The sequence below is a fragment of the Streptomyces pallidus (ex Mingjun et al. 2026) genome (assembly GCF_051550185.1).
GTDB lineage: Bacteria > Actinomycetota > Actinomycetes > Streptomycetales > Streptomycetaceae > Streptomyces.
This window is the reverse complement of the sequence record NZ_CP196181.1, coordinates 7543187-7566636: the sequence shown is the minus strand read 5'-3', so window position 1 is coordinate 7566636 and position 23450 is coordinate 7543187. Positions and strand designations below refer to the sequence as shown.

23 protein-coding genes and 1 pseudogene are annotated in these 23450 nt (G+C 72.3%); 16 read left to right on the top strand and 8 right to left on the bottom strand.

What is annotated here, in order from left to right:
- Window positions 1-64: 64 nt before the first annotated feature.
- The 3 genes from ACSHWO_RS33880 to ACSHWO_RS33870 all read left to right on the top strand — a co-directional run bounded on the left by ACSHWO_RS33880 (window position 65) and on the right by ACSHWO_RS33870 (window position 5480).
- Window positions 65-556, top strand: coding sequence for a cupin domain-containing protein (locus ACSHWO_RS33880; RefSeq protein ID WP_438318345.1), 492 nt, complete (start codon window positions 65-67; stop codon window positions 554-556).
- 280 nt (window positions 557-836) lie between these two features.
- Window positions 837-4955 (top strand): nSTAND1 domain-containing NTPase, encoded by a 4119-nt coding sequence (locus ACSHWO_RS33875; RefSeq protein ID WP_438318342.1) that lies wholly within the window; start codon window positions 837-839, stop codon window positions 4953-4955.
- Between the two features lie 168 nt (window positions 4956-5123).
- On the top strand, window positions 5124-5480 hold the full coding sequence (locus tag ACSHWO_RS33870; RefSeq protein ID WP_361099593.1) for a hypothetical protein: 357 nt from the start codon (window positions 5124-5126) through the stop codon (window positions 5478-5480).
- Window positions 5481-5557: 77 nt separating this feature from the next.
- On the opposite strand, the gene ACSHWO_RS33865 is transcribed toward ACSHWO_RS33870, so the two are convergent.
- Window positions 5558-6301, bottom strand: a complete 744-nt coding sequence (locus tag ACSHWO_RS33865; RefSeq protein ID WP_438318339.1) for a hypothetical protein — start codon at window positions 6299-6301, stop codon at window positions 5558-5560.
- A 554-nt stretch (window positions 6302-6855) separates the two neighbouring features.
- On the opposite strand from ACSHWO_RS33865, the gene ACSHWO_RS33860 reads away from it, so the two are divergent.
- The 3 genes from ACSHWO_RS33860 (at window position 6856) to ACSHWO_RS33850 (ending at window position 10298) form a co-directional block, all read left to right on the top strand.
- Window positions 6856-7971, top strand: coding sequence for a glutamate--cysteine ligase (locus ACSHWO_RS33860; protein WP_438318336.1), 1116 nt, complete (start codon window positions 6856-6858; stop codon window positions 7969-7971).
- 239 nt (window positions 7972-8210) lie between these two features.
- The gene (locus ACSHWO_RS33855) at window positions 8211-8852 is read left to right on the top strand and encodes a GNAT family N-acetyltransferase (RefSeq protein WP_438318333.1); all 642 of its coding nucleotides are present in this window, start codon (window positions 8211-8213) and stop codon (window positions 8850-8852) included.
- A 249-nt stretch (window positions 8853-9101) separates the two neighbouring features.
- Window positions 9102-10298 (top strand): hypothetical protein, encoded by a 1197-nt coding sequence (locus tag ACSHWO_RS33850; RefSeq protein ID WP_438318330.1) that lies wholly within the window; start codon window positions 9102-9104, stop codon window positions 10296-10298.
- A 372-nt stretch (window positions 10299-10670) separates the two neighbouring features.
- Here the strand turns inward: ACSHWO_RS33850 and ACSHWO_RS33845 are convergent, their stop codons facing one another.
- Both ACSHWO_RS33845 and ACSHWO_RS33840 read right to left on the bottom strand, forming a co-directional pair.
- Entirely contained in the window at window positions 10671-11018 is a 348-nt protein-coding gene (locus ACSHWO_RS33845; protein ID WP_404242726.1) for a DoxX family protein, read from the bottom strand.
- 221 nt (window positions 11019-11239) lie between these two features.
- Window positions 11240-12088, bottom strand: coding sequence for a sigma-70 family RNA polymerase sigma factor (locus ACSHWO_RS33840; RefSeq protein WP_438319335.1), 849 nt, complete (start codon window positions 12086-12088; stop codon window positions 11240-11242).
- A 222-nt stretch (window positions 12089-12310) separates the two neighbouring features.
- Here ACSHWO_RS33840 and ACSHWO_RS33835 point away from each other — a divergent pair, with 222 nt between their 5' ends.
- The 3 genes from ACSHWO_RS33835 (at window position 12311) to ACSHWO_RS33825 (ending at window position 13663) form a co-directional block, all read left to right on the top strand.
- Window positions 12311-12796: a DUF2975 domain-containing protein gene (locus ACSHWO_RS33835; RefSeq protein WP_361099611.1), complete on the top strand. Its 486-nt coding sequence runs from the start codon at window positions 12311-12313 to the stop codon at window positions 12794-12796.
- Window positions 12796-13017: a helix-turn-helix domain-containing protein gene (locus tag ACSHWO_RS33830; protein WP_062039671.1), complete on the top strand. Its 222-nt coding sequence runs from the start codon at window positions 12796-12798 to the stop codon at window positions 13015-13017. Before ACSHWO_RS33835 ends, ACSHWO_RS33830 begins: the two co-directional genes overlap by 1 nt.
- Window positions 13018-13222: 205 nt before the next feature.
- On the top strand, window positions 13223-13663 hold the full coding sequence (locus ACSHWO_RS33825) for a carboxypeptidase regulatory-like domain-containing protein (protein WP_385849542.1): 441 nt from the start codon (window positions 13223-13225) through the stop codon (window positions 13661-13663).
- Between the two features lie 46 nt (window positions 13664-13709).
- Here the strand turns inward: ACSHWO_RS33825 and ACSHWO_RS33820 are convergent, their stop codons facing one another.
- Both ACSHWO_RS33820 and ACSHWO_RS33815 read right to left on the bottom strand, forming a co-directional pair.
- The gene (locus tag ACSHWO_RS33820; protein WP_438318325.1) at window positions 13710-14228 is read right to left on the bottom strand and encodes a hypothetical protein; all 519 of its coding nucleotides are present in this window, start codon (window positions 14226-14228) and stop codon (window positions 13710-13712) included.
- A gap of 95 nt (window positions 14229-14323) precedes the next feature.
- On the bottom strand, window positions 14324-15400 hold the full coding sequence (locus ACSHWO_RS33815) for an RNA-guided endonuclease InsQ/TnpB family protein (RefSeq protein ID WP_438319334.1): 1077 nt from the start codon (window positions 15398-15400) through the stop codon (window positions 14324-14326).
- 32 nt (window positions 15401-15432) lie between these two features.
- On the opposite strand from ACSHWO_RS33815, the pseudogene ACSHWO_RS33810 reads away from it, so the two are divergent.
- A pseudogene (locus tag ACSHWO_RS33810) lies at window positions 15433-15627 on the top strand (IS200/IS605 family transposase); the annotation flags it as partial.
- A gap of 62 nt (window positions 15628-15689) precedes the next feature.
- Here the strand turns inward: ACSHWO_RS33810 and ACSHWO_RS33805 are convergent.
- The gene (locus tag ACSHWO_RS33805; protein WP_438318322.1) at window positions 15690-15869 is read right to left on the bottom strand and encodes a hypothetical protein; all 180 of its coding nucleotides are present in this window, start codon (window positions 15867-15869) and stop codon (window positions 15690-15692) included.
- Between the two features lie 276 nt (window positions 15870-16145).
- Window positions 16146-16859, bottom strand: a complete 714-nt coding sequence (locus ACSHWO_RS33800; protein WP_361099623.1) for an SDR family oxidoreductase — start codon at window positions 16857-16859, stop codon at window positions 16146-16148.
- Between the two features lie 228 nt (window positions 16860-17087).
- Here ACSHWO_RS33800 and ACSHWO_RS33795 point away from each other — a divergent pair, with 228 nt between their 5' ends.
- Window positions 17088-17870, top strand: a complete 783-nt coding sequence (locus ACSHWO_RS33795; RefSeq protein WP_438318319.1) for an aquaporin — start codon at window positions 17088-17090, stop codon at window positions 17868-17870.
- Between the two features lie 66 nt (window positions 17871-17936).
- On the top strand, window positions 17937-18164 hold the full coding sequence (locus ACSHWO_RS33790) for a hypothetical protein (RefSeq protein ID WP_361099629.1): 228 nt from the start codon (window positions 17937-17939) through the stop codon (window positions 18162-18164).
- Between the two features lie 82 nt (window positions 18165-18246).
- Here the strand turns inward: ACSHWO_RS33790 and ACSHWO_RS33785 are convergent, their stop codons facing one another.
- A complete protein-coding gene (locus ACSHWO_RS33785) occupies window positions 18247-18795 on the bottom strand; it encodes a YceI family protein (RefSeq protein ID WP_404242740.1) in 549 nt (182 codons plus the stop codon).
- A 234-nt stretch (window positions 18796-19029) separates the two neighbouring features.
- Between ACSHWO_RS33785 and ACSHWO_RS33780 the strand changes: the two genes are divergently transcribed.
- From ACSHWO_RS33780 to ACSHWO_RS33765, 4 genes are all read left to right on the top strand, one after another.
- Window positions 19030-20121 carry a PP2C family protein-serine/threonine phosphatase gene (locus tag ACSHWO_RS33780; RefSeq protein ID WP_438318315.1) on the top strand — a complete coding sequence of 364 codons (1092 nt, stop codon included), beginning with the start codon at window positions 19030-19032 and terminating at the stop codon, window positions 20119-20121.
- A gap of 31 nt (window positions 20122-20152) precedes the next feature.
- A complete protein-coding gene (locus ACSHWO_RS33775) occupies window positions 20153-21472 on the top strand; it encodes a PIG-L family deacetylase (protein ID WP_438318312.1) in 1320 nt (439 codons plus the stop codon).
- Window positions 21473-21684: 212 nt separating this feature from the next.
- Window positions 21685-21984 carry a TetR-like C-terminal domain-containing protein gene (locus tag ACSHWO_RS33770; RefSeq protein ID WP_438318309.1) on the top strand — a complete coding sequence of 100 codons (300 nt, stop codon included), beginning with the start codon at window positions 21685-21687 and terminating at the stop codon, window positions 21982-21984.
- A gap of 140 nt (window positions 21985-22124) precedes the next feature.
- Entirely contained in the window at window positions 22125-23438 is a 1314-nt protein-coding gene (locus ACSHWO_RS33765; protein ID WP_385849534.1) for a hypothetical protein, read from the top strand.
- Window positions 23439-23450 lie beyond the last annotated feature (12 nt).

Here is a 23450-nt window from a genome sequence, read left to right as displayed (position 1 = left end):
CTTCTTCCCGGCGTCGAATGGAACCGCACCCGGAAAGGGCCGCGGACGGCAGGAGTGACGAACCATGAGCGACACCCGACAGCCCCTGATCGCGCACGCCGAGCAGGCCGAGCGGATCGGATTCCCCCAGGGCGGAGGCTTCCTCCTGCTCGCCGATGCGTGCGACACCGGCGGGGTGGCGGGCGTCAACCGCCTCACCCTCCCGCGCGGTGCCACCGGCGCCCGCCCTCACCACCACACACGGTCGACAGAGCTGTTCTACGTGCTGGACGGGAGCGCGTGGTTCACCCTGGACGGCCGCACGACGACCGTGACCTCCGGCGGACTCGTGTCCGTACCGCCCGGCCTCCCCCATGCGTTCGGCGCCTCCCCCGGAGCGACGGCGGATCTGCTCATCCTGCTGACGCCGGGGGTGGACCGCTTCGACTACTTCCGCACGTTGGGCCGTATCCAGCACGGCCTGGACACCTTCGACAGCCTCCTGGCCGAACAGGACCACTACGACGTTCACTTCGAAGACGAAGGCCATGTCCTGCGCTCCGGCGGTGGGAGGTAGGGGCTGAAGTGATCTGCGACGATCTCCGCGATCGCAGCGGCGTCGCGGGAACCGTAGAGCGCGATCACGGGGATGCCCAGCCTTCGGCGATGACCGGGCGGCCGGACACGAGGGCGCGTAGGTCGTCGTGGCGGTGGGCGGGATGCGCAGGAACGCTTGCCGTGGTGCGCGCGGCGTACGGAAAAGAGACCGGTTCGCGGCGGACCGCGGGGTGACGGTCCGTCCGGGCGTGCACGATGCCTGCGCATGCGTCCCACCGACACCCTAACGCGGAGGCGCGATGGACCGTCCGCCACAACCGTCACCCGCACCCGAACCGGGTGCCGGCCCCTGGCCCCTCCCCTCCCCGGACCCGCCGGCGGCGCCCCCGGACCCGCCGGCCGCGCCGGCCGGTGGTCCGACGCCCCGGGAGGAGTTCGCCGCCGATCTGACCCGGCTGAGGGAGGAGGCGGCCCTCACCGTGCGGGTGCTCGCCGCCCGTGTGCAGTCCCCCGGCGCGCACACCACCATCGGCGGCTGGCTGGCCGGGCAGAGCCTCCCGTCGCTCGGCTCGCTGCAGCTCTTCCGGCGGGTACTCGAGGAACTGGGCGTCAAGGACCCCGTGGAGATCGCCGGGTGGCTGGAGCGACTGGCCGACCTGCGCCGGGCGCGCACGCCGCGAGCGGCCCGGGGCGTGGCACCGTACCGGGGGCTCGCCCGGTTCGAGGAGCACCACGCGGACTGGTTCTTCGGCCGGGACCGGCTGCGGGACGTGGTGGTCGAGCGGCTGCTCGCCGACGGGCCGGACTTCCCCCACCTCCTGGTCGGCGCCTCCGGCTCGGGCAAGTCGTCGCTGCTGCGGGCCGGGGTTCTGCCCCTCCTGCGCGCGGCGCACGGGTTCGTCCCCTGCCTGCTGGCCCCGGGACGGGCCCCGGCATCGGAGCTGGTCCGGGCCGTGCGCACCATGACGAGCACCGCCGACTCCGCGACGCTGGCAGCGGTGGCGGACGGGGCCTGCGCCGCTGCGGACGCCGTGCCCGAATCCGCGGCCGGGCTCGCCGTCCACCTGCGGGACTGGGCCGAACGCCGCGACGTCCGTGTCCTCGTGGCCGTGGACCAGTTCGAGGAGGTCTTCACCGTCTGCCAGGAACCCGCCGAGCGGCAGCGGTTCCTGGCCGTCCTGGCCGCACTCCCCTCCCCCCGCGTCCACGTCCTGGGCGCGCTGCGCGCCGACTTCTACGCCCAGGCCCTCCAGGAGCCCGCCCTCGGCACCGCCCTGCAGCGCGGCCAGATCGTGGTCGGGGCGCTCACCACCGAGGAGATCCGCAGCGCGGTGCACGGGCCGGCCGCGAAGGCCGGGCTCACCGTGGACGAGGGCTTCGCCGACCTGCTGGTCTCGGACCTGCGGGACTCCGGCGCGGGCGGGCTGCCGCTGCTCTCGCACGCCCTGCTGTCCACCTGGGAGCGCGGCCGCGGCAGCGTCCTCACCCTCGCCGACTACCGGGCGGGCGGCGGCATGTCCGCCGCTGTCTCGGCCAGCGCGGAGGAGGCCTACGCCGCACTCAGCGAGGGTCGGCGCGACCTCGCCCGGGCCCTGTTCCTGCGCATGGTGATGGTAGGGGACGGGGTGCCGGACACCCGCAGGGTGCTGCCGCTGCCCGGCCCCTCCTCCCCCGCGGACGAGTGGCGCGACGAACGCGCCGAGCAGGTGTACGAGGTGCTGGAGTGCTTCGTGGACCGGCGTCTGGTCGGCCTGGACGGCGACGGGGCCCGGATCACGCACGAGGCGCTCCTCACCGCCTGGCCGCGCCTGCACGGCTGGATCGAGGCCGACCGCGCCGGACACCTGGTGTGGCAGGACCTGGCGCGCGACGCGGAACGCTGGCGGTCGGCGGACCGGGAGCCCTCGCTGCTGTACCGCGGTGCCCGGCTGGCGCTGGCCGCCCGGTGGGCCGAGCACGGCGGCCGCGGCCACGAACTCATGGCCACGGAGCATGAGTTCCTCCTCGCGAGCCGGACCGCGGAGGAGCAGCGGGTCCGCCGGGAACGGCAGCACACCAGGCGGCTGCGGCAACTGCTGGTCCTGCTCACCGTCCTCGCGACGCTCGCCGGCTGCCTGGCCGCCGTGGCGCTGGTGCAGCGGCGGGACGCCGAACAGCAGCGCAGGACGGCCCTGTCCCGGCTGGTCGCGGCCCGCTCGGAGCGGCTGCGGGGCAGCGACCTCGCCCTGGCCGCCCAGCTGAGCCTGGTGGCGTACCGGACGGCACCGACGGCGGAGGCGCGGGCGGCGCTGACGGACACCTCGGCGATGCCCACGGTCACCCGGCTGCTGGCGTTCCGCGGTGTGGTGCAGGCGGTCGCCCTCAGCCCGGACGGGCGGACGCTCGCGGCGGCCGGGCTGGATCGCACGGTCGCCCTGTGGGACCTGCGCGACCCGGCGCGGCCGCAGCGCCTGGACGCTCCGTCGCCGCCGTTCGCGGACACCGTGTACGCGCTGGCGTTCAGCCCGGATGGCGGGCTGCTCGCGGCGGGCGCCGGCGACGGGACCGTACGGGTGTGGGAGCCGCCCCACACCAACGCCGCGGCTGCCTCGCCGGCCGGGGGCGCCTCGGTCGGGACGGTGTTGCCGGGGCCCTCGTCCGCCGTGTACGGGCTGGCGTTCGCCCCGGACGGTGCCCGGCTGGCCGCCGGGTCGGCCGACGGCGGGGTGTACGTGTGGGAGCGCGGCACGGCGGCCCGCCCGGCGGCGTCCGCACCGGACGGCACCGGCCCGGTCGCCGGCGGCGGTACGGGAGCCGGTACCGGCGGCTTCGGACCGGCCCGCCGGCTCGGCGGGTCCGACCGGCCCGTCCACTCGGTCGCCTTCCGGCCCGGTGGCCCGGCCGTGCTCGCGGCCGGCGGGGCGGACGGCGCGGTCCGGCTGTGGGACGCCTCCGGCAGCGGCGAGCCGGTGCCCCGGCAGCAGCCGCTGACCGGGGCCGGCGGGCCGGTGTTCGGGCTGTCGTTCAGCCCCGACGGCCGGCGGCTCGCGGCCGGCAGCCAGGACCGGTCCACCCGGCTGTGGGCGGTCCCCGACCCCGGGGACGGCGCCCCGCCTCCCCCGGACGTCCTCGCCGGTGCCCCCGCGACCGCGGACGGGCCCGCCAGCTACGTGAACACGGTCGCGCACAGCGCCGACGGACGGTGGCTGGCCACCGGCAGCGCCGACAACCAGGTGCGTCTGTACGACGCCGCCACCCGCACCTCCCTGGGCTCGTTCCCGCACCCGGGGCCGGTGACCTCCCTGGCGTTCCTGCCGGACGGGCAGGGCATCGTCAGCGGCGCCGCCGACGGCACGGTACGGATCTGGCGGATGCCCGCACGTCCCCTGCACGGCGTGCAGGGGACCGTCAACGCCGTCGCGTACAGCCCGGACGGAACGCTGCTGGCGGTCGCGGGCCGCGAGGTGCACCTGTGGGACGTGCGCGATCCGTGGCTCCCCCGCCCGGTGGGCACGCCCCTGGCCAACCCGACCGGCTACTCGGGCACACTGTCCTTCACTCCGGACGGCCGCACACTGGCCGTGGGCGGCCGCGACGGCAAGGTGTGGCTGTGGGACACGAGCCGACCGGACCGGGCCGCACCGCGCGGCGAACCGCTCGCCGGTGGCACCGGAACCGTCCAGTCCGCAGTGTTCTCGCCGGATGGCCGGACCCTGGCGGTCGGCAGCGAGGGCCGTACCGTCCGGCTGTGGGACACCCGGGACCCGGACCGGCCCCGGACCGCGGGCGAACTGACCGAGCCGACCAACTTCGTGTACTCGGTGGCGTTCAGCCCGGACGGCCGGCGGCTGGCCGCGGGCACCGTCGACAAGCAGGTGCTGGTGTGGCAGCTGCCGGCGGAGGGCGGCGCCCCGCGGGCGGAGGCCACGCTCCAGGGACCGGGGAGCTACGTGATGTCCGTGGCCTTCAGCCCGGACGGGCGGACGCTCGCCGCCGGCACCGGCGACCGGGACGTGTGGCTGTGGAGGTTCGACGGCCCGGCGGACGGTGGAGGTCCGGTGAGCGCCGGACCCCCGCTGACCGGCCCGAGCAGCTACGTCTACGCGCTCGCCTTCGCACCGGACGGCGCGACCCTGGCCGCCGCGAGCACCGACGGCACCGTATGGCTGTGGGACACCTCCGGGGCCGGCCGCGCCGGATCGAAACCGCCGCAGGCCCGGGCGGTCCTGAACGGCCTCGGCGGCAAGGGGTACGCCATCGCGTACAGCCCGGACGGGCGTTCGCTGGCGGCCGGCGGCTCGGCCCCCGCGGCGCTGGTGTGGAGCACCGGTGCCGAGGACGCCGCCCGGCACGTGTGCGAGCGGGCCGGCTCTCCGATCACCCGGGCCGAGTGGGCGTCCCTGCTCCCGGGCCTGCCGTACGCACCACCCTGCCCCTGACCTCCCGTCGCCGTACGGAGTTGTACGGAGCTGCGTCCGGACCCGTCCGACCTGCGGTTCCGTGCTTCCGCCGGGCGGGTCCGGTCGGGCTTGCTGGTGGAGCGCCGCCAAGCGAACGTACGCAACCCGGCGGCGGATCCGACCACCACGACGCGAAGGAGCACCACCATGCGACGCTTCACCAACAGCCTGCGGACGCGGACCGCGCTCGCAGCGGCCACTGCGGGCCTGGCCCTGACCGGCATGCTCGCCGGTGCCGGCGGGGCAGAGGCCGCCGGCAGCTACATCTCGTCCAACAGCGGTGGGGCGAACGTCCGCTCCTGCGCCAACACCGGCTGCGGCTCGTACGGCTACCTCGGCAACGGCACCGGAGTGGGCATGCAGTGCTGGCTGGACAGCCAGTGGGTGTACCCGCCGAGCTCGAACTACGCCTCCAACCGCTGGTTCCGGGTCTCCAGCCCGGTCGGCACCGGGTACGTGCACTCGTCGCTCGTCGCCGCGCAGACGTCCGTGCCCCACTGCTGACCCTTCCCCCGCAGCGCACGGCCGAGGCCGCTCCGGATCCCTCCGGGGCGGCCCCGTACCGCGAGCGGCCCGACCCCCTACACCGCCTGCGGGGCCGCGGGGGTGGCGGGCAGGGCGCAGGCGGCGTGGTCCGTGCGGTGGCGTTCGAGGTCGAGGGCGAGGTCGGCGCGTTCGCGGCGGGCCGTGTCGGCTTCCTCGCGGACCTTGTCCAGGCGCTCTTCCAGCTGGGCGACGCGCTCGCGGTAGCGCCCGAGCTCGGCCCGTACGAACTCGACGTCGGCGATCTGCTGGGCGGTTTCCGTGCGGATCCGCCCCGTCTCCTCTTCGAAGCCCTGCTTGGCCTTGTCGAGCTCGGCGATGGCCTGCTCCGCCGCCTCCTCCGCCAGCACGGTGCGCTGCTCGGCAGCCAGGGTCCGCTGGGCGGAGGCCTTGGTCACCGTCTCGATGCGCGCCTCGGCGGCCACGGAGTCCGTGATGATGGCCAGCTCTTCGATGTAGACCGGCAGGTCCGTGACCAGACGGGACATCAGGGCCAAGAGGTCCTCCCGCGTCCCGGATTCGTTCGGGACGGACTCCACCACGTCCTCGACGGGCTCGGGGGCGGCCATCGCAGGGGCCGCTGGTGCGGGTGACGTCGTTGCCTTGGCGGCCTTCCTGGCTTCGGCCGCCTGGCGCTTCTCCTCCTTGCGCTCCTGTCGCTTCGCGCGGAACCGGCGGAAGGCGCCCAGGGAGTTGTGGTCCGGGTGGGCGCAGTAACGGGGTGCCGGGGCGTCCGGCGTGGGCGCTTCGGCGTGGTTGGTGCAGTCCGGGTAAGCGCACACCGGAAGAGTTTCAACGGCCCCAACGGTCATGTTTCCGTCCTTCGAGTTCAGGAGACTTGCCGATCACGCTAGACGCGGGACCGGGTCAACGGGCGCTGTGGAGAGGCCTCGTAAGCGATCGGTAAGATCACGCGGCTCCTCGCATCGGGCCGGGTGGACGAGCCGCTGCCAGAGGCGTCAGGGGGCGCGCTTCGACGAGGCGCAGGCGCCGCCCCCCGTGCGCGGACGGCCCGCGCGTAGCAGGCGGCGGCCTCGTCCGCCGGCATCACGGGCCGTCCCTCCTGTCGGCCCGTCGTCACCAGCCGGGGGCCGAGGAAGCCGCGTACCGCGTGGACCCTCGCGACCGGTGTCTCGCCGAGCGCACCGCCGCCCGGTAAAGGAGCCGCGCCACACGGTCGTGCACCGGACGCGCCTCTGCCACCCGGGCCGCCCCGGCTGGTGTGCTGAAGCCTGGACCTCCGTGGTCGACGGTGCGCCGGGGCCGCCCGGCCGCGCATGAAAACGGAAAAAGCGGCAAGCGGTCCCGGTGACGGGCCAACAGAACGGACGGACGTATGCGCAGTGTGGGCGTGGAAGAGGAACTGCTGCTGGCGGACGCGGACACGGGCGAGCCGCTGGCCGTGTCGAGCGTGGTGCTCGCCGCGGCGGACCGGGCCGCCGCAGGACCCGTGGCCGACCCGGGCGGCGACGGCCACGCCTTGGAGTCCGAGCTGCAGGAGGAACAGGTCGAGTTCGCCACGCGTCCGGTGACGAAGATGGGCGAGCTGCAGGAGGAGATCGTCCGCCACCGCGCGGAGGCGGCACGGCACGCGGCCACGGCCGGGGCGGTCGTCGCCGCCTTGGCCACCTCACCGCTCCCGGTCCGGCCGTCGATGTCGCCGGGACGCCGCTACGAGTGGGTGGCACGGAAATTCGGCCTGACCGCTCAGGAGCAGCTCACCTGCGGCTGCCACGTCCACGTGTCGGTGGAGTCGGACGAGGAGGGCGTCGCGGTCCTGGACCGGATCCGGCCCTGGCTGGCCTTGCTCACCGCGATGAGCGCGAACTCGCCGTTCTGGCAGGGTGAGGACACCGCGTACGCCGCATATCGCAGCCGGGTGTGGAACCGGCTCCCCTCCGCGGGCCCCACCGACGTCTTCGGGTGCGCCGACGGCTATCACGCCGAGGTGCGGGCCATGGTCGAGTCGGGCGTGCTGCGGGACAGGGGAATGGTCTACTTCGACGCGCGGTTGTCCGCCTCCTACCCCACCGTGGAGGTCAGAGTGGCTGACGTCTGCCTCCACGCGACGACGCCCGTCCTCCTGGCCGCCCTGGTACGGGGGCTCGTCGAGACGGCGGCCCGCTCCTGGCGGGCCGGCGAACCGCCCGCCCGGATCAGCACCGGCCTGTTGCGCCTCGCCAACTGGCAGGCCGCCCGGTCGGGCCTCGACGGGCCCGTGCTGAACCCGGCGTCGATGCTGCCGACCGCGCCCGTGGCCGCGCTGGACGCACTGTGCCGACATGTCGAACCGGCCCTGGCGGACGCCGGTGACCTCGACCTGGTCCGGGCCGGAATCTCCGAGCTCGTCGAGCGCGGCAACGGGGCACGCGTCCAGCGGGAGCTGCTGCGCTCCGAGGGGTCGTTGGCGGCCGTCGTGCGGGAGTGCGCGCGGATCACGACGTCTCGGTAGACGACTCGTACGTAGCGCCTTCCGCGAAGAGGCGCCTGATGGAGGCGGCAGCCTCTTCGTCGTCCATGGCGCCGTGTGTGGCGGCGAAGTCCCTGAGGGCCTGGTCGACGTCCTTGGCCGTGCGGCCCGCGTCACCGCAGACGGGGAACACGTGGCGCGGTGATGTCGGACCCGGATGATGTAATGACCCTTGCAGGAATCGACTCATTACATGCGGCTTATCACATGCAGGGGGAACCATGTCCGAGGACCAGCTCACCGGCTGGGTGAAGCAGTGGATCGACGGCTGGACCGTCTCGCGCGGCGCGGCCGACCCGGTCGGGGAACCGTGGGGGTGGACCATCGCCGTGGGGCTGTCGAAGGAGGTCGCCCGGCACGTGGTGCCCCTGCCCACGGAGGCCGATGTCCGCAAGCTGGCCGCCACCGCCCCGCCGGCCACCTGGCTCAAGCTCTTCGCTCCGGACGAAGCGGTGCGGCCCTGGGTGGGGGACGAGTGGGAGACGGACATCGCCGGCTTCCTGATGACCCTGCCGCTCGCCCCGGTACCGACCGGGCCGCCGCCGGCCGGGTACACCGTGACGTCCTGGAGCCGGGGCGGGGTGGTCAAGACCCTGGTCCGCACCGGGGACGGGCGGCTGGCCGCGAGGGGTCAGGTGGGCCTGGCCGGCCGCACCGCGGTCGCGGACCAGATCGAGACCGCCCCGGACCAGCGGCGCCGGGGCCTGGGCGCCCTGGTGATGCGCACACTGCAGAACGCCGCGTGGGAGGCGGGGGCCCGAGAGGGGGTGCTGGTGGGCACGCCCGACGGCAGAGCCCTGTACGAGGCTCTGGGCTGGACCCTCCGCTCACCCATGGTCAGCCTGGTCCGCCGGGCGGACTGACGGCAGGGCGGGAGCGGCGGGTGGCGGTGCCGGCGCCGGCGCCGGCCGTCAGCGCGTGCCGACGAAGGGGGCGGCCGTACCGGGACCGTGCCGTACTCGTGGCCGACCGCCCACTGTTTGGCCGATCGGAACTGATGTACAAGTGGGTGCTCTGCACCATCCGGCCGACCGGCCGGCCCGGTTCCGGGAGGCCGCCGCGGCCTGCCGAACCGTGCTCGCTTCGATCGATAGGTCGTCTCAGGGGGCGTCATGCACATACGTTTACGTGCCTGGATTCTGGTGGGCGCGGGCCTGCTCGCCGTGGGCGGCGGTCCGGCGTACGGGGCTGACACGTCGTCGGGCGGGTCGGCGGCGGCGGCGGCCGTGCAGTACACCGTGCAGGACCTCGGCACCCTGGGCGGAAGCCGCAGCAAGGCGACCGCCATCGACGGCGACACGGTCGTCGGGAGCTCACTCACGAGCGGCGACGCCGTCGAGCACGCCTTCGCGTACGACCTGCGCAGGCACACCATGACCGATCTCGGCACGCTCGGGCGCTCCAGCCGGGCGACTGATGTGGAGGGTCACCACATCGTCGGGGAATCGAACCTCGCCGCCGACGGCCCGACGCACGGATTCGCCTACGACATCCGGACCCGCCAGCTCGTCGACATCGGCACTCTCGGCGGCAGCAGCACCAACGTCACCGGCCTCGCCGGCGACACCGTGGTGGGGACGTCGTCGCTGCCCGGCGATGTCGTCACCCACGCGTTCGCGTACAGCCTGCGCACCCGGACCATGACCGATCTCGGCAGCCTCGCAGGCCCGTCGGGCAACAGCACGGCGGCGGCCGTCAGCGGTGCGGTCGTCGTGGGCAGCTCCTCCCTGCCGAAGACGCCGGCCACCACGACACACGGGTTCGCGTACAACCTGCGCACCCGGACCATGACCGATCTCGGCACACTCGGCGGAGGCTCCAGCACGGCCAACGCCATCAGCGGTTCGACCGTGGTCGGGCAGTCCCGAACGGCCGGCAACCGCCTCAGCGGATACGCCTACGACCTCCGCACCGGCATCCGCACCGACCTGGGGTCCCACTTCCTGACCAGGCAACTGATCAGCGGGAGCACCGTGGTGGGCGGCGACGGCCTGGTCGCCAGCTCGTTCGACCTCACGACGCACACGAGTGCCGTCATCGGCTCCGGGCGAGGCGTCACGGAGGTCAGGCAGATCACCGGGAGCGTCATGGTGGGTGACAACTTCGCCCCCAACTCCTTCGCCTTCGTCGCCCACGCCGACAACGGCGACTTCACCTACCTGCCCTCGCTCGGCGGCCTCAACTCCGCCGCGGCGCAGGTCAACCGCGAGGGCGTCATCGCGGGCAGCGCTGCGCTTCCGCCCGCTGACCCGTTCACTGCCAACGGCCCGTTCCACGCCGCCGTCTGGGTTCCGCACACGGTGGCGTGAGGGAGCGGATCGCAGAACGGGAAGGGCGGGGCCCTGGTGCATCGGGGGCAAGACGCTCCCCTACCGGCACGACGAGCGTTCCCGCCGCCGGTACGGCCATGCCGAGCTGAGCTTCATCCGCGTTGCGCTGCTGCGCGTCCTGTTCACGCACGCCATGCTCGTACGGCCCCACTCGCGCTCGGTCGACTGGCCGTGCCGGGACCCCCGCTGGCCGACCCGCGCCGTCGGACCGTGCAGATGTTCCTCGACCTCGGCCGGTCCTTCCCCACCGAGTACCCGGTGGCCGCGCCGAGCACCTGCGTGTGATCGCCCGAGCCTCCGGAACGCGCCTGCTCCGGCAGCGGTCACCCCTGGCCCCCTCACCCGTCCGGGTCAGGCGGGGAAGCCGAGGGCGAGGGCGGCGACGACCGGGGCCATGTAGAGGAGCGGGAAGGCCACGTGCGGGTAGGCGTGGGCCCGGATCACGGTGATGACGGCGCCCGTGAAGTACAGGATCAGGCCGATCGCCGCGAGGAGGCCGATGACCGGGACGAACAGGCCGACCAGCAGGCCGACGGCGCCGGCGCTCTTCGCGAGGCCCAGCCGGGTCCACCAGGTGCGGGGGACCTGGAGCTGGGCGAGCGAGTCGAGCACCCACCGGGCGCCGGTGAGGACCGAGTAGCCCGAGAAGCCGGCCATGAGGGCGGCGATGACGGTGACGACGGTGGCGGTGGTGGACATCCGGTGCTCCTTCGGCGGGGCCGGGCCGTTTCCCGGCCGGCTGCTTCGTCCTTCACCCCCATGACCCGCGGGCGCGCAGATGTGTGACGGGACCGCCCGAGATTCCGAGAAACCTTCTCGGGTGTCCGGGTGTCCGGGTGTCCGGGTGTCCGGATGTCCGGATGTCCCGTGCAGGCCGGCTGCGGGGCCGTTCGCGTGACTCCCGCAGCCGGGGCAGGTCCTCAGCCCAGGGCGGCGCTGAGGTCGAGGGTGCGCAGACGGTCGGGGTCCACGATGACGTCGATGGCGACGATCAGGCCGTCGCTGACCGTGAAGGCCATGACGGACAGCGGGATGCCGTTGGCCGCGACCACGGCGCCGGCCGCGCCGTTGATGAGGGCCGGACGTACGAAGGGGGCCATCCTGCGGTAGGTGGCTGCCTGGGAGGCCACGGTGTGCGCGCCGTTGAGGACGACCGTCTGGCCGGCCCGCTTGGGGCCGCCGTCGGAGCGCAGGACGACGTCGGGGTGGAGGACGGCGACGAGGGCGTCGAAGGCCCCGTCGCGGGAGGCGGCGAAGAAGGCGTCGACGACCTCGCGCTGGCGGATGAGGTCCGGGTCGGGCGACGGGGCCTGCCCCTGGACGCGGCGACGGGCTCGGCTGGCGAGCTGGCGGGTCGCGGCCGAGGTCCGCTCGATCAGCGGAGCGATCTCGTCGAAGGGCACGGCGAACATGTCGTGCAGGACGAACGCGACGCGCTCGGCCGGGGAGAGGGACTCGAGGACGACGAGCAGGGCGAGTCCGACCGAGTCGGCGAGGAGCACCTGCTGTTCGGGGTCGATGCCACTGGGGTCGCTGACCACCGGGTCGGGTATGCGGACGCCGTCTCCGGTGCCGGTCCGGGTGCCGGTGCCTGTGTCGAGGGGTTCCTCGCGACGGGTTTCGCGGGTGCGGAGCATGTTCAGGCAGATCCGTGCCGTGACCGTGGTCAGCCAGCCGCCGAGGTTTTCGATCCCGTCGACGCCGGTGCGGTTCAGGCGCAGCCAGGTCTCCTGAACGGCGTCCTCGGCTTCGGCGAAGGAGCCGAGCATCCGGTAGGCCACTGCGCGCAGGCGCGGGCGGTGTTCTTCGAAGAGGTCTGTCACCCGTGTTGATCTATCACCTGCCGTTGGTCGCGGAGGCCGGCGGGTGGCCCAGTCCCGTCCCGCTCCACGCTTCCCCGTCCCCGAACCCGGGCGCTCTCCGTCCCCGACCCTTGCCCCACCTATCGACATTCGATAGATTTCCATCGCAACTCGATGGAAGGATGGGTCGTGGGAAAGCTGACAGTGGGTGCGCTGCGCGCCGTGCTCGTGGTGGTGCTCGCCGGCACCGGGTTCGTACAGGCGTTGATGGTGTGGGCGTTGGCCACCGACCCGGAGGACGGGTCGCTGCCGCTCACCCCGCTGCGCGTGATCACGATCCTGGGCATGGTGTCGGTCCAGGTCGCCCTGGTCTGCGTATGGCGACTGGTGACGATGGTGCGACGCGGAACCGTATTCTCGCACGCCGCCTTCCGGTACGTGGACGGCGTGATCGGCTCGATCGTGGCGGCCGCCCTCGTGTGGTTCGCGGTCACGGCCGTCAATGCGCCGGGCCAGCGGGAGGACCCGGGCGTCACCGTGATCATGGCCGGGGTCGGCGTGGCCATCCTGGGGGTGGCGCTGATCGTGCTCGTGCTGCGGATGCTGCTCGCCCAGGCCGTGGCGCGCGACGTCGAAGCGGCGCAGATGCAGGCCGAGTTGGACGAGGTGATCTGATGCCGATCGCCGTCGACATCGACGTGATGCTGGCCAGGCGGAAGATGTCCGTGGGCGAGCTCGCCGACCGCGTCGGGATCACGCCCGCCAACCTGGCGGTGCTCAAGAACGGCCGCGCCAAGGCGGTGCGCTTCGCGACGCTCGCCGCGCTGTGCGAGGTGCTGGAGTGCCAGCCGGGCGACCTACTGCGCTGGGAGGCCGAGGACGCCGCAGGTGAATGACCTGCCCGGGCATTCCGCGGCCACAGCGCAGCAGTGCGCCCCGGCACGAGGTCGTCGTGCCGGGGCGTGCCCGTGCCCGGGTCGACCGCAGGAACCCGTGTCCGGATCACACGACTGGCGGCAGTAGTGGGGCACACACAGACTGGATGCAGGGCTGGCCTTCCAGCGGTAGCCGACCGGGAGGGAGACCCAGATGTTCGGGCACGTGCGGGCAGTCTCTGACAGCAGCCCCATCTTCATGATCAAGGTCAGCGTCTATCGCAGTGGTCTGACCGAGATCGACCACGTCTTCACCGACGAAGCGGGCCAGTACAGCGTGGCGATCCCCGAGGGGGAGACGATCACTGTTCGATTCGACACGCACCACTCGCTCACCAATGCCATGGACTGGCAGCCGTCCGTGGTCGTCAACGTGATCGCCAGCGACACGACTCCCCTGGACCGCTACCTGCTGCCCACGGGTCAGGACTTCGGCGCGGCGTCGGACATGGACGCTCTGAACGGGTACGTGATAGCAGCGGCCGTGGGTGAGGACGAGGCATACGCCGCCACAGCGGTGCGGCGCCTGTCCATGCTCAAACAGCCGAGCCTGGTGCTCCAGGAACTGGAGCAGAGGCTTCTGGAGCACTTCAGCGGGTTGACCTGATGCAGTGACCGCGCCCCGGGGATCACGTCACGGACGGTGGAACGCGTCACGCGTGGTTCGCGGCGTGGGCAGAGGCCGCACGGTAGCAGGCGGAGTGGACGGAGAAGTCGAACCTCGGCTCCCTCTCCCCGCGCTTGAGGGTGGCCTTCACCGAGAAGTGCTCCGCCTCGTTCGCTGCGTAGATCTCGGCGTGCTGGTCCGAACTGTCGGCCTTGGTCTCACTGATGATCGTCCAGCCGTTCCCGACGAGCGCCTTGTGCAGGGTCTCCATGCCGTTGCCGACCTGCTCTCCGGTCAGGCCGTACAGCGACCAGGAGTGATGCATCATGAAACGGTCGTCGCCGCCGTACGTGTCACAGTTGCCGCCGCTCATGTGGGACTCGATGACCCGGCCCTTGACTCCGGTCATTTCCACCAGGCGGCTGGAGACCTCCCTCGTCTTCTTGCGCACCGGGTCGGGATCCATCCGGGCCGGCGTGTAGCCGAGTTGCGTGGGGTCCGCCCCACATCCCACGGACAGCACCGACAGCGACGCGACGGCGACCGCGACAGCCAGACCCCTCACGGCTGAGACGACGCGGCGACCGCGTGCGCTTCGCGCGTCGGCCGGGTTGTGCCTGGCCGCCCTGTCCAGCGAGCACTCCGGCCTGGTTCCGATGCTCAACGAGTGATCCCTCCAGCAGTGGGTGCAGCTTCCGGAGCATTGACGTGCTCCCCGCCCTGAAGGACGGGGATTCCAGCCCGGGCCGTCTGGCCCTTCCGGGGGCTTCCTGCTTCACGGCGCTGTGCGGGCACAGGTGCCCGTCTTACCGGCGCTCCACAGGCGTTTAGCCTGTCCGCCCGTCCGGCGGCCAGGATGTTGCGTGCGGCGTTGACGTCGCGGTCGTGGACGGTCCCGCACTCGTTGCATGTCCATTCGCGGACGTGCAGGGGCTTGGGGCCGTCCTTGATCCCGCAGGTTGAGCAGACCTGGGAGGTCGGCTCGAAGCGGCCGATCCTGCCGAAGTACCGTCCGTGCTCGGCGGCCTTGTACTCCAGCATGCCGAGGAACGCCGACCATCCGGCGTCGTGCACGGACTTGGAGAGGCGGGTGCGGGCGAGCCCGGACACCGTGAGGTCTTCCACGTACACCGCTTGGTTCTCGCGGATGATGCGCGTGGATTCCTTGTGGTGCCAGTCCCTGCGCCGGTCCGCCACGCGGGCGTGCTGGCGCGCCACCTTGACGCGGGCCTTGGCCCGGTTCTTCGACCCCTTGGCCTTGCGGCTGAGGTCCTTCTGCAACCGCTTGAGCTTGCGTTCGGCACGGCGCAGGAAGCGCGGGGAAGCAATCTTCGTGCCGCCCGAGAGGACCGCGAACGCCGAGAGGCCGAGGTCGATACCGGCCTCGGCGGTCGTCTCGGGCAGGAACTCGGGATCGGTGTCCACGACGAACGAGGCCCAGTACCGGCCGGCCGCGTCCATCGTGACCGTGACCGAGGTCGGGGCGGCCGGAAGGGGACGCGACCAGCGCACCCGCAGGTCTCCGACCTTGGCCACGTACAGACGGCCGTTGTCGCGCAGGCCGAACCCGTGGGCGGTGGGGCGGATGGACTGCCGGTTGTCCCGCTTGGACTTGAACCGGGGCGGCGCGACCTTCGGGCCCTTCCGCTTGCCGGTGACGGAGGCGAAGAAGTTCCGGTACGCGGTGTGCAGGTCTCTGAGGGACTGCACCAGGACGACGGAGGACACCTCGGCCAGCCACGCCCGTTCGTCGGTGCGCTTGGCGGCGGGTGTCCGGCCTCGTGAACAGCCTCAAGGGCGTGTCCGCCCGCATCCTGCGCCGGGACTTCACCGGCCGCGTGAACCGGGCGATCATGCACGGCCCCTTCTGGTCGCCCAGTTACTTCGCGGCCTCCTGCGGCGGCACCCCGCTCACGGTGGTACGGCAGTACATCGAACAGCAGCGCAGACCGCTTCAGCTTCGCTCTGCGGACCGTACCGGCTTACCCCGCCCTGAAGCACGGGGCTTGCGCCGGGCACATCACGGTTAGGGTATGGGCACCGACAACTGCGGCTGCTTGCGGGTTGGCCAACAGACGGGCCGTCCAGTCGGGGTCAGGCTGATGCCGAGTCCGGCGGCCTTCGCGACGGCCGCGTCCGCGGTCCTGCCGTAGAGGAGGAGCTTCGACAGGGGCGACCAGACGAGCGTGGCGCCGCGGTGCGCCATGTCCGCCAGTTGGTCCGCGGTGAGCCCGACACCGTGGACGACGACGAGTCGGGGGCCAACGAGACCGATCCGCCTCGATACGGCCGGACCGGATCCAGACGCGGCCGTGCGGCCGCACGTCACCTGCGTCGTTCATCGTGACCACCGTCCCGGTGAGCACCACCCCGGGCCCGGTCCCGACACGCGGCGCCGCGGCCGGAACACGGGAGAGAGCAGCCGCGCCGCACACCGCAACCCCGGCCGGCACCGACCCCCGACGGACTCGGACGCGCTCTGCTAGACGATCTTCTTGTCCAGCACCAGGTCGTGGCCCACGACGAACGCGGCCTCGGCCGAGCACAGCCAGATCACGGCGTCGGCGACCTGCTCGGGGGTGGCCCCTTCCGCGTGGGAGGACCCGGGCTCGTGCGCCGGGCCGGGGCTGATCGCGTTGATGCGGATGCCCTTGCCGATGTACTCCTGCGCGGCGGCGCGGGTCAACGTGGACATCCCCGCCTTGGACGCGGCGTAGGCGCTCTGCCCGACCAGGAGGCCGGTCCGCGCCATGTTGCAGGCGGTGTTGACGATGGTGCCGCCACCGAACGCCTCCATGTGGGCGAGCTCGTGCTTCATGGCCATCCATACGCCGGTGAGGTTGGCGGTCAGGATCTCCGTCCAGTCCCGCTCCTGGATGTCGGCGAGGTTGCTGGTCGGCCCGGACACGGTGGCGTTGTTGAAGGCGATGTCGACGGTGCCGAACCGTTCGACGCTCGCGGCCACCATACGGGCGGACTCCTCCGCGCGACCGGTCGCGATGTCCGCCACCACCGAGTCCGCCGTGCCGCCGGCGTCACGGATCAGCTTGAGCGTGCCCTGCAGTTCCTCCGGGTCCGGTCCGGCGAGCATCACGGCGGCGCCCTCGCGGGCGAACGCGACCGCCGTGGCCCGGCAGATTCCCCCGTCACCCGACCCGGCGACGAGAACGACCCTTCCAGCGAATCGTGCGGACATCGATCGCGTTCCTTCTTTCCGTGGCTCTCGTGCTCTTCGCGAGGGGCGGCCTCGGCCCACTCCCGGAGTCTCGGAGAGCCGCAGATCGCCGGTCCATCGCCGCCGGTGCACTCCGTCAGGTGGCCACCGCTTTCGAAGTCCGCGGCGCAGTGGGTCCTTGACGTCACTTGACGGAGTGTCGTATGCAGGCGTTGCCGCGCACGCTCGGGCGCGAACAGATTCCACAGAGTGACATCGACATCCTTGGAAACCCAGATGCTGCCGCCTCCTGCCGCACCCGCACCCGCCTCCGCGTCGGCTCCCGCGCCCGCGCGACGCACTCCGCTCGCCCTGGTCGCCGTCTACGAGTTCGCGCTGACCACCGGTCTGCTGTTCGTCGTGGTCACCGCCGCGCGGTGGATGGCCGGGCCCGGCACACCGCTGGCCGAACTGCTGCCCATCTTCACCTCCCAGCTGGTGGTGATGGGTCTGCTGGTGGGTGCCATCGTGACGGCCGTGCTCGGCCCGTCCATGCGGCACGGGACCGCGGGGCACCTCAATCCCGCGGTCAGCATCGGCCTGTGGATGCTGCGCGTCTTCCCCGGCAAGGCGGTGCCGCCGTTCGTGGTGGCCCAGCTGGCCGGTTCGATGGCCGGTGCGACCCTCGCCGGTCTGGTGTGGGGCGACGCCGCCGGGAAGGTCGGGTACGCGGCGATGGCGCCCGCCCCGGGCTGGGGTTCGGGCGCCGTGTTCGCGGTGGAGGCCGCGGCCATGGCCGTGATCATGCTGATCGTGGCGTTCCTCGGGACCCGCCCGCCCCTGCTGCGGTTCCTGCCGCCGTTGATCGGCGTCTGCGTCGCCGCCGTCATCGTCTTCCTCGGACCGCTGTCGGGAGGCGGCGCGAATCCGGCCCGGCAGTTGGGGCCGGCTGTGCTCGCCGGCGCCACCGGTCATCTGTGGGCGTACCTGCTGGCGCCCGTCGCCGGCGCCGCGGTCGCGGCGGCGCTCGCCCCCCTGATGCGGCGGCGTTGACCCGCAGTGACGCCGCGACATCGCCCTCGGCGTGCTGGAGCGCCGCCGCACCGCCAGAGTGGAGGCATGAGCCCTGAGCTGCGTGTGATCGTCTATCCGCCGGACGCCGAGGGCGGGCGCCGCGTCCGCGTCGACGGCGCGATCCTCGGTCGCGCCCTCGGGCCCGACGACCTTCTGGAGTTCCTGCGACGGGCCGGCCTGGACCCGGACGGCGTCCGGCTTGACGATGCGCTGCTGATCGAGTGGCGCGGAGGCGGGCCAGCAGTGTGGAGCCCGGACACCGGCGGCGCGTGATCGCGGTGGAGCGGGGTCGCCGCCCCGGCAGGGTGGCGACCCGGGTGTCCGTGTGGTGGCGTGGCCGCGCGGTCGGGCGCCGCTACTGCTTGACCGCCGAGATGTCGAACTCCAGGACGACCTTGTCGCCGACCAGCACGCCGCCGCCTTCCAGGGCCGCGTTCCAGGTCACGCCGAACTCCTTGCGGGAGATGGTCACCGATCCCTCCAGACCGACCCGCAGGTTGCCGTAGGGGTCGACGGCGTTGCCGGTGTACTCGAAGTCGATGGTGACCGGGCGGGTGGTGTCCTTGACGGTCAGGTCGCCGGTGACACGGTATTCGGTGTCGGATCGCGGCTCGACCGAGGTGCTGCGGAAGGTGATGTCGGGGAAGGTGGGCGCGTCCAGGAAGTCGTTGGTCCGCAGGTGCTGGTCGCGTTGTTCGACGCCGGTGTCGATGCTTTCGGTCTTGATGACGACCTGAGCGGTGGAACGGGCCGGATCGGAGCCGTCCAGGTGGGCAGTGCCCTCGAACTCGTGGAACGCGCCGCGGACCTTGGTCACCATGGCGTGGCGGGCGACGAACCCGATCCGGGTGTGGTTGGGGTCGAGAACGTAGTCCCCGGTGAGCTCGGCGGTGCTGACGGTCATCGTTGACGTGCCTCCGTAAGGCCGGGATCCCGGCGGCGGTACGCCCGGATCTGTTCCGGACCCACGTTAGGGTCCGCCCCCCGCCCCGGCCCGCCGGAACGCACGGTGCGGCAGCAGAATGCACTCTGACCAGCGACCTCGGGCCACCGGCCGCCACCGATTCGGTCGTGTGTTTGATTTGCGGGGGCGTTCCCCAGAGCGCTATGCCCTCATTGCGCACATATTCTGGGAAACGTGATCGAGTCTGGACGGCCGCAGCCCCGTCGGCGCCCCGGCCCGGGAAGGCTTGTGCGGCTGTCGCCGGTCATCCTGACCGTCGTGATCGCCAGCCTGGCCTACGCCACTCCGCCGGAGATGGCTTTCAGCCGCCTCCTGCCCGCGGCGCCGGCCCTGGCCGCAGCCATGTGGCCGGTCCTCCCCACCGTCCTGCTCGGGACGGTCTGCCTCCTGCTGATGATCGGCCTCAGCCTCGTCTTCCCCGACCTGGGAACGTGGTGGACGGCCGCGGGGATCATCGCGGTCACCGTGGCCGCCGCGTACGGCAGCCACGTCCGCCTCCAACGGGAGCGGACCCTCTTCCAGGTGCGGCTCGTCGCCGACGCGGCGCAGCAGGTGGTGCTGAGTCCCATGCCACGCCGCCTCGGGAACGTCGAGATCGAGTCGCTGTACCTTGCGGCCGCGGCGGAGGCCCGCATCGGCGGGGACTTCTACGAGGTGGTCGACACGCCGTTCGGGGTCCGGCTGCTCATCGGTGACGTGCGGGGCAAGGGCCTGCCGGCCGTGGGGGCGGCCGCAGCGATCGTCAACGCGTTCCGCGAAGCGGCCTACAGCGAGCGCGACATCGTCGAGGTCGCCCGGAGGCTGGACATCAGCAGTACCCGTTACAACGCGGCGTTTCCCCCGGAGGGGCCCATGGAGCGCTTCGCCACCGCCCTGCTCGTCGAAATCCCCCACGAGAGCGGACACATCGACGTCCTCAACTGCGGACACCCTCCGCCGATTCTCCTCAACCGCACGATGCTTCGCGTGCTCGAGTCCGCCAGCCCCTCGCCGCTGCTCAGCCTCGCGGAGCTGATCGGCGACCACTACAACGTCGACACCTTCGACTTCGCCCCCGGCGACCTGCTGCTCCTCTACACCGACGGGATCGCCGAGGCCCGCGCCCGGGACGGCGAGTTCTTCCCGCTGGCGGCCTGGATGCGCCAGCAGCCCCCCACACCGCCCCGCGAACTGCTCACGGCTCTCCACCGCGACCTCCTCCGCTACAGCAGGGGACGCCTTGACGATGACATCGCCGCCCTCGCCGTACGCCGGCGCGAGCAATAGCGTGCGGGAGGTGAGGAGGGGGCGTCGGCGGATGCTCCTGGTCACGCTGGGGCTGGGCCTGGGGCTCGGCGGGATCGCCCCGGTGCTGCAGACCGGGCCCGCCCAGTCCCCCGGGGTGCAGCCCGCCGCGTTCCGGCGGGGTGCGGAACCGGACACGGAGTGCCGGAGCACCCTGGTCGGCGTGGCGCACCAGGACGACGACCTGCTCTTCATCAGTCCGGAGGTACAGCGGCTCATCCGGGCCCGGTGCGCCGTCGGCGCCGTCTACCTGACGGCCGGCGACGCTGGGCGCTCGTTCACCGGAGATCCCTACGCGCGGCGCCGGGAGCAGGGCGTGCGGGCGGCCTACGCGAGGATGGCGGGGGTCCCGGATCGCTGGCGCCGGGCCGACCTCACCGTACGGGGGCGCAGCCTCGTGTCCTTCGTGCTGAGCGGCCGACCCGACGTGCGGCTCGTCTTCCTCAGGCTGCCCGACGGGTTCCCGAAGGGCGTCGGCAGCCCGCGGTACTCGGGGCAGAGCCTGTTGAAGCTGTTCCGCGGGCAGATCGCAGCGATCACGCCGGTGGACGGGTCGGCCTCCTACACGGGGGAAGAGCTGACCTTGACGCTGTCCGAGGTGATCGCGCTGCGGCACGCGGAACGCGTCCTCACCCTCGACTACGACAGCGCCACGTTCGGCCTCGGTCCGCCGCATCCCGCCGATCACAGCGATCACGAGATGACGGGGCGGTTCTTCAGGAAGGCCGCGTTCCGCGCTCCCGCCCGCCCTGTGGTCACGCCGTACGTCGGCTACGGGCTCCCCCTCCTTCCGGCGAACCTGACGGCACGGCAGCGCCGTGACAAGGAGGCCGTGTACGCCGCCTACGTCACGGACGCCGGCTGCTTCACCACCCCGTGCCCGACCGGGTTCACCCTCAGCCGCAGCTTTCGGCAGTGGATGCAGCGGGAGCACCGCAGGGTGCACCGGCAGCCCGGTCCCGGGGAGGTCATGTCGGCGATCGGCCGCACCGGTACGACGGCCGTCGTCGCGCGCTGCCTCGCGCGGGACCTCACCCGGCCGGCCCAGGGAGCGGTCATGACGGCCGACTGCGACGGCGGCCCGGGCCAGCGGTGGACCCTCGTGGGCGGCACCATCAGGGCTGCCGGGGCGTCCGCCTGCCTCACGGCCGCTGCGACGGTCACCGTGTCCCCCTGTGACGGATCGGTCCGCCAGGTGTGGTGGCGCGACGCCGACGGAAGGATCGGATCCGGGGAACGGTGCCTCCACCAGGACGACCTGGCCGTGCTGCATCCCCGGCTCGGTCTGCGGTCGTGCAGCCCCTACCAGCCCGAGCTGCGCTGGCAGTGGTGACCCGCCCCTCCCGCCGGACCGCCGCGCGCCGGCACGTCCGCGCGCATCAGGGCAGGGGGTAGAGCACGCCGGTGAGCCGTTCCGAGAGGGCCCACAACCGGTCCCCGACACCGGAGCGGTGGACGGCGACCTGCGCGCGCTGGCCCGCTCCCTCGTCTCCTCCATGACCGCACCCGCGGGCCGGGCATTGCTCGCCATCGCGCTCGGACGCCATGCGCCTACCCCAGCTCGCCCAGGCCAAGAAGGCGCTGTTCGAGGACCGCTTCCGGCGCGCGGAACCCGTCGTCACCCGAGCCGTCGAACGCGGCGAACTGCCCGCGGGCACCGACCCCGCCGAGCTGCTCAAGGCCCTGGCGGCCCCCATCTACTTCCGGCTCGTCCTCACCGAGGAACCGGTCGACGAGACGACCGCCGACCGGGCAGTGGACGTCGCCCCGGCCGCCGCGCACGCCCGCACGCTGCCGGCCCCGTGCCGGACCCAGCCCACGGCGGGCCCACATTTCGGACTGTGACGCAGGACACGTGGTTATGAGATGGCTGTGAAGCAGCGTGTTGGAGGGGTCCGGGGTACGGAAGGAGTGCCGACAAGTTCTATATTCGTACGAACCATCCACGCGCGGCGCGGCTGCGGCGATCAGGGGGGACGACTGCGTTGGCCGATACCGACGCCGCTCCGAGCACCCGGGGCACCCGGGCGGAATCCCGCAGTACCCGCAAGGTACGCAGGAAGGCACAGAACCGCAGGCGCCTGGCCATAGGCATCGCGGTGGCCGCCCTGGCCGGGGCCGGCACCACCGCGTACACCCTCACGCTGGGCGACTCGGGGGCGGCCCAGCGCGACGCGAAGCTCGCCGCCTCGAACGGGGCGGCCGCCGCAAAGGCCGAGGAGCCCTGGGACGGCAAGGTCAAGGTCCTGGGGGACGGCTCCACCTCCTACACCGGGCCGCAGCCGGGGCAGCTCAAGCCCGAGCGGCTGAAGCCGGGCGAGAAGCCGCCGCAGTTCGTGGTCTTCTCCTGGGACGGCGCGCTGGAGGGCGACGACCACCTCTTCTCGCACTTCCGTCAGGTGGCCAAGCAGAACAAGGCCCACATGACGTTCTTCCTCACCGGCATCTACCTGCTGCCGGAGGACAAGAAGATGCTCTACCGCCCGCCGCAGCACGGCCAGGGCGCGGCCGCCATCTCGTACCCGACCGTCCCTCACGTCAAGAGCACGCTGACGCAGCTGCGCGGCGCCTGGACCGACGGCAACGAGATCGGTTCGCACTTCAACGGGCACTTCTGCGGGCCCAAGGGCGGCGGGGACTGGAGCCCCGCCGAATGGAAGAGCGAGATCGACCAGACGTATTCGTTCATCAAGAACTGGAAGACGAACACCGGGTTCACCAAGGAGGCGCCCCTGCCCTTCGACCCGGACCGGGAAGTGGTCGGCGGCCGCGCGCCCTGCCTGGAGGGCCAGAAGAACCTCCTGACCGCGATCAAGCCGTACGGCTGGCGCTATGACGCGAGCTCCTCGGGCGACTTCCAGCTGTGGCCGTCCAAACAGGACGACATCTGGAACTTCCCCCTCCAGCTGCTGCCCCTGCAGGGCAAGGAGGTGCAGGTCCTCTCCATGGACTTCAACTTCCTCTACAACCAGTCGGGCGACAGCACCCAGGGGGACCCGGCGAAGTTCGCCGCCTGGCAGGCGCAGACCCGGGGCTCGTACATGAACGGCTTCAACCGGGTCTACAACGGCAGCCGGGCGCCCATGTTCATCGGCAACCACTTCGAGGACTGGAACGGCGGCATCTACATGAAGGCCGTCGAGGACGTGATGAAGGACGTGTGCCCGCGTCAGGACGTCCGCTGCGTGTCGTTCCGGGAGCTGGCGGACTGGCTCGACGCCCAGGACCCGAAGGTCCTGGCCCGACTGCGCTCGCTCGACCCGGCGCAGGCACCGGACTGGACCGATCTGATCAAGTAGGCGCCCCGCCGG

Excerpts from the sequence above, each read along its gene's own strand:
- ACSHWO_RS33790 (WP_361099629.1), top strand. The coding sequence starts at position 17,937 with ATGAGCCCTGAGCTGCGTGTGATCGTCTATCCGCCGGACGCCGAGGGC.
- ACSHWO_RS33770 (WP_438318309.1), top strand. The coding sequence starts at position 21,685 with ATGCGCCTACCCCAGCTCGCCCAGGCCAAGAAGGCGCTGTTCGAGGAC.
- ACSHWO_RS33775 (WP_438318312.1), top strand. The coding sequence starts at position 20,153 with ATGCTCCTGGTCACGCTGGGGCTGGGCCTGGGGCTCGGCGGGATCGCC.
- ACSHWO_RS33845 (WP_404242726.1), bottom strand. The coding sequence starts at position 11,018 with ATGTCCACCACCGCCACCGTCGTCACCGTCATCGCCGCCCTCATGGCC.
- ACSHWO_RS33800 (WP_361099623.1), bottom strand. The coding sequence starts at position 16,859 with ATGTCCGCACGATTCGCTGGAAGGGTCGTTCTCGTCGCCGGGTCGGGT.
- ACSHWO_RS33785 (WP_404242740.1), bottom strand. The coding sequence starts at position 18,795 with ATGACCGTCAGCACCGCCGAGCTCACCGGGGACTACGTTCTCGACCCC.
- ACSHWO_RS33870 (WP_361099593.1), top strand. The coding sequence starts at position 5,124 with ATGCGACGCTTCACCAACAGCCTGCGGACGCGGACCGCGCTCGCAGCG.
- ACSHWO_RS33840 (WP_438319335.1), bottom strand. The coding sequence starts at position 12,088 with ATGCTCGGCTCCTTCGCCGAAGCCGAGGACGCCGTTCAGGAGACCTGG.
- ACSHWO_RS33875 (WP_438318342.1), top strand. The coding sequence starts at position 837 with ATGGACCGTCCGCCACAACCGTCACCCGCACCCGAACCGGGTGCCGGC.
- ACSHWO_RS33830 (WP_062039671.1), top strand. The coding sequence starts at position 12,796 with ATGCCGATCGCCGTCGACATCGACGTGATGCTGGCCAGGCGGAAGATG.
- ACSHWO_RS33855 (WP_438318333.1), top strand. The coding sequence starts at position 8,211 with ATGTCCGAGGACCAGCTCACCGGCTGGGTGAAGCAGTGGATCGACGGC.
- ACSHWO_RS33805 (WP_438318322.1), bottom strand. The coding sequence starts at position 15,869 with ATGGCGCACCGCGGCGCCACGCTCGTCTGGTCGCCCCTGTCGAAGCTC.
- ACSHWO_RS33860 (WP_438318336.1), top strand. The coding sequence starts at position 6,856 with ATGCGCAGTGTGGGCGTGGAAGAGGAACTGCTGCTGGCGGACGCGGAC.
- ACSHWO_RS33850 (WP_438318330.1), top strand. The coding sequence starts at position 9,102 with ATGCACATACGTTTACGTGCCTGGATTCTGGTGGGCGCGGGCCTGCTC.
- ACSHWO_RS33880 (WP_438318345.1), top strand. The coding sequence starts at position 65 with ATGAGCGACACCCGACAGCCCCTGATCGCGCACGCCGAGCAGGCCGAG.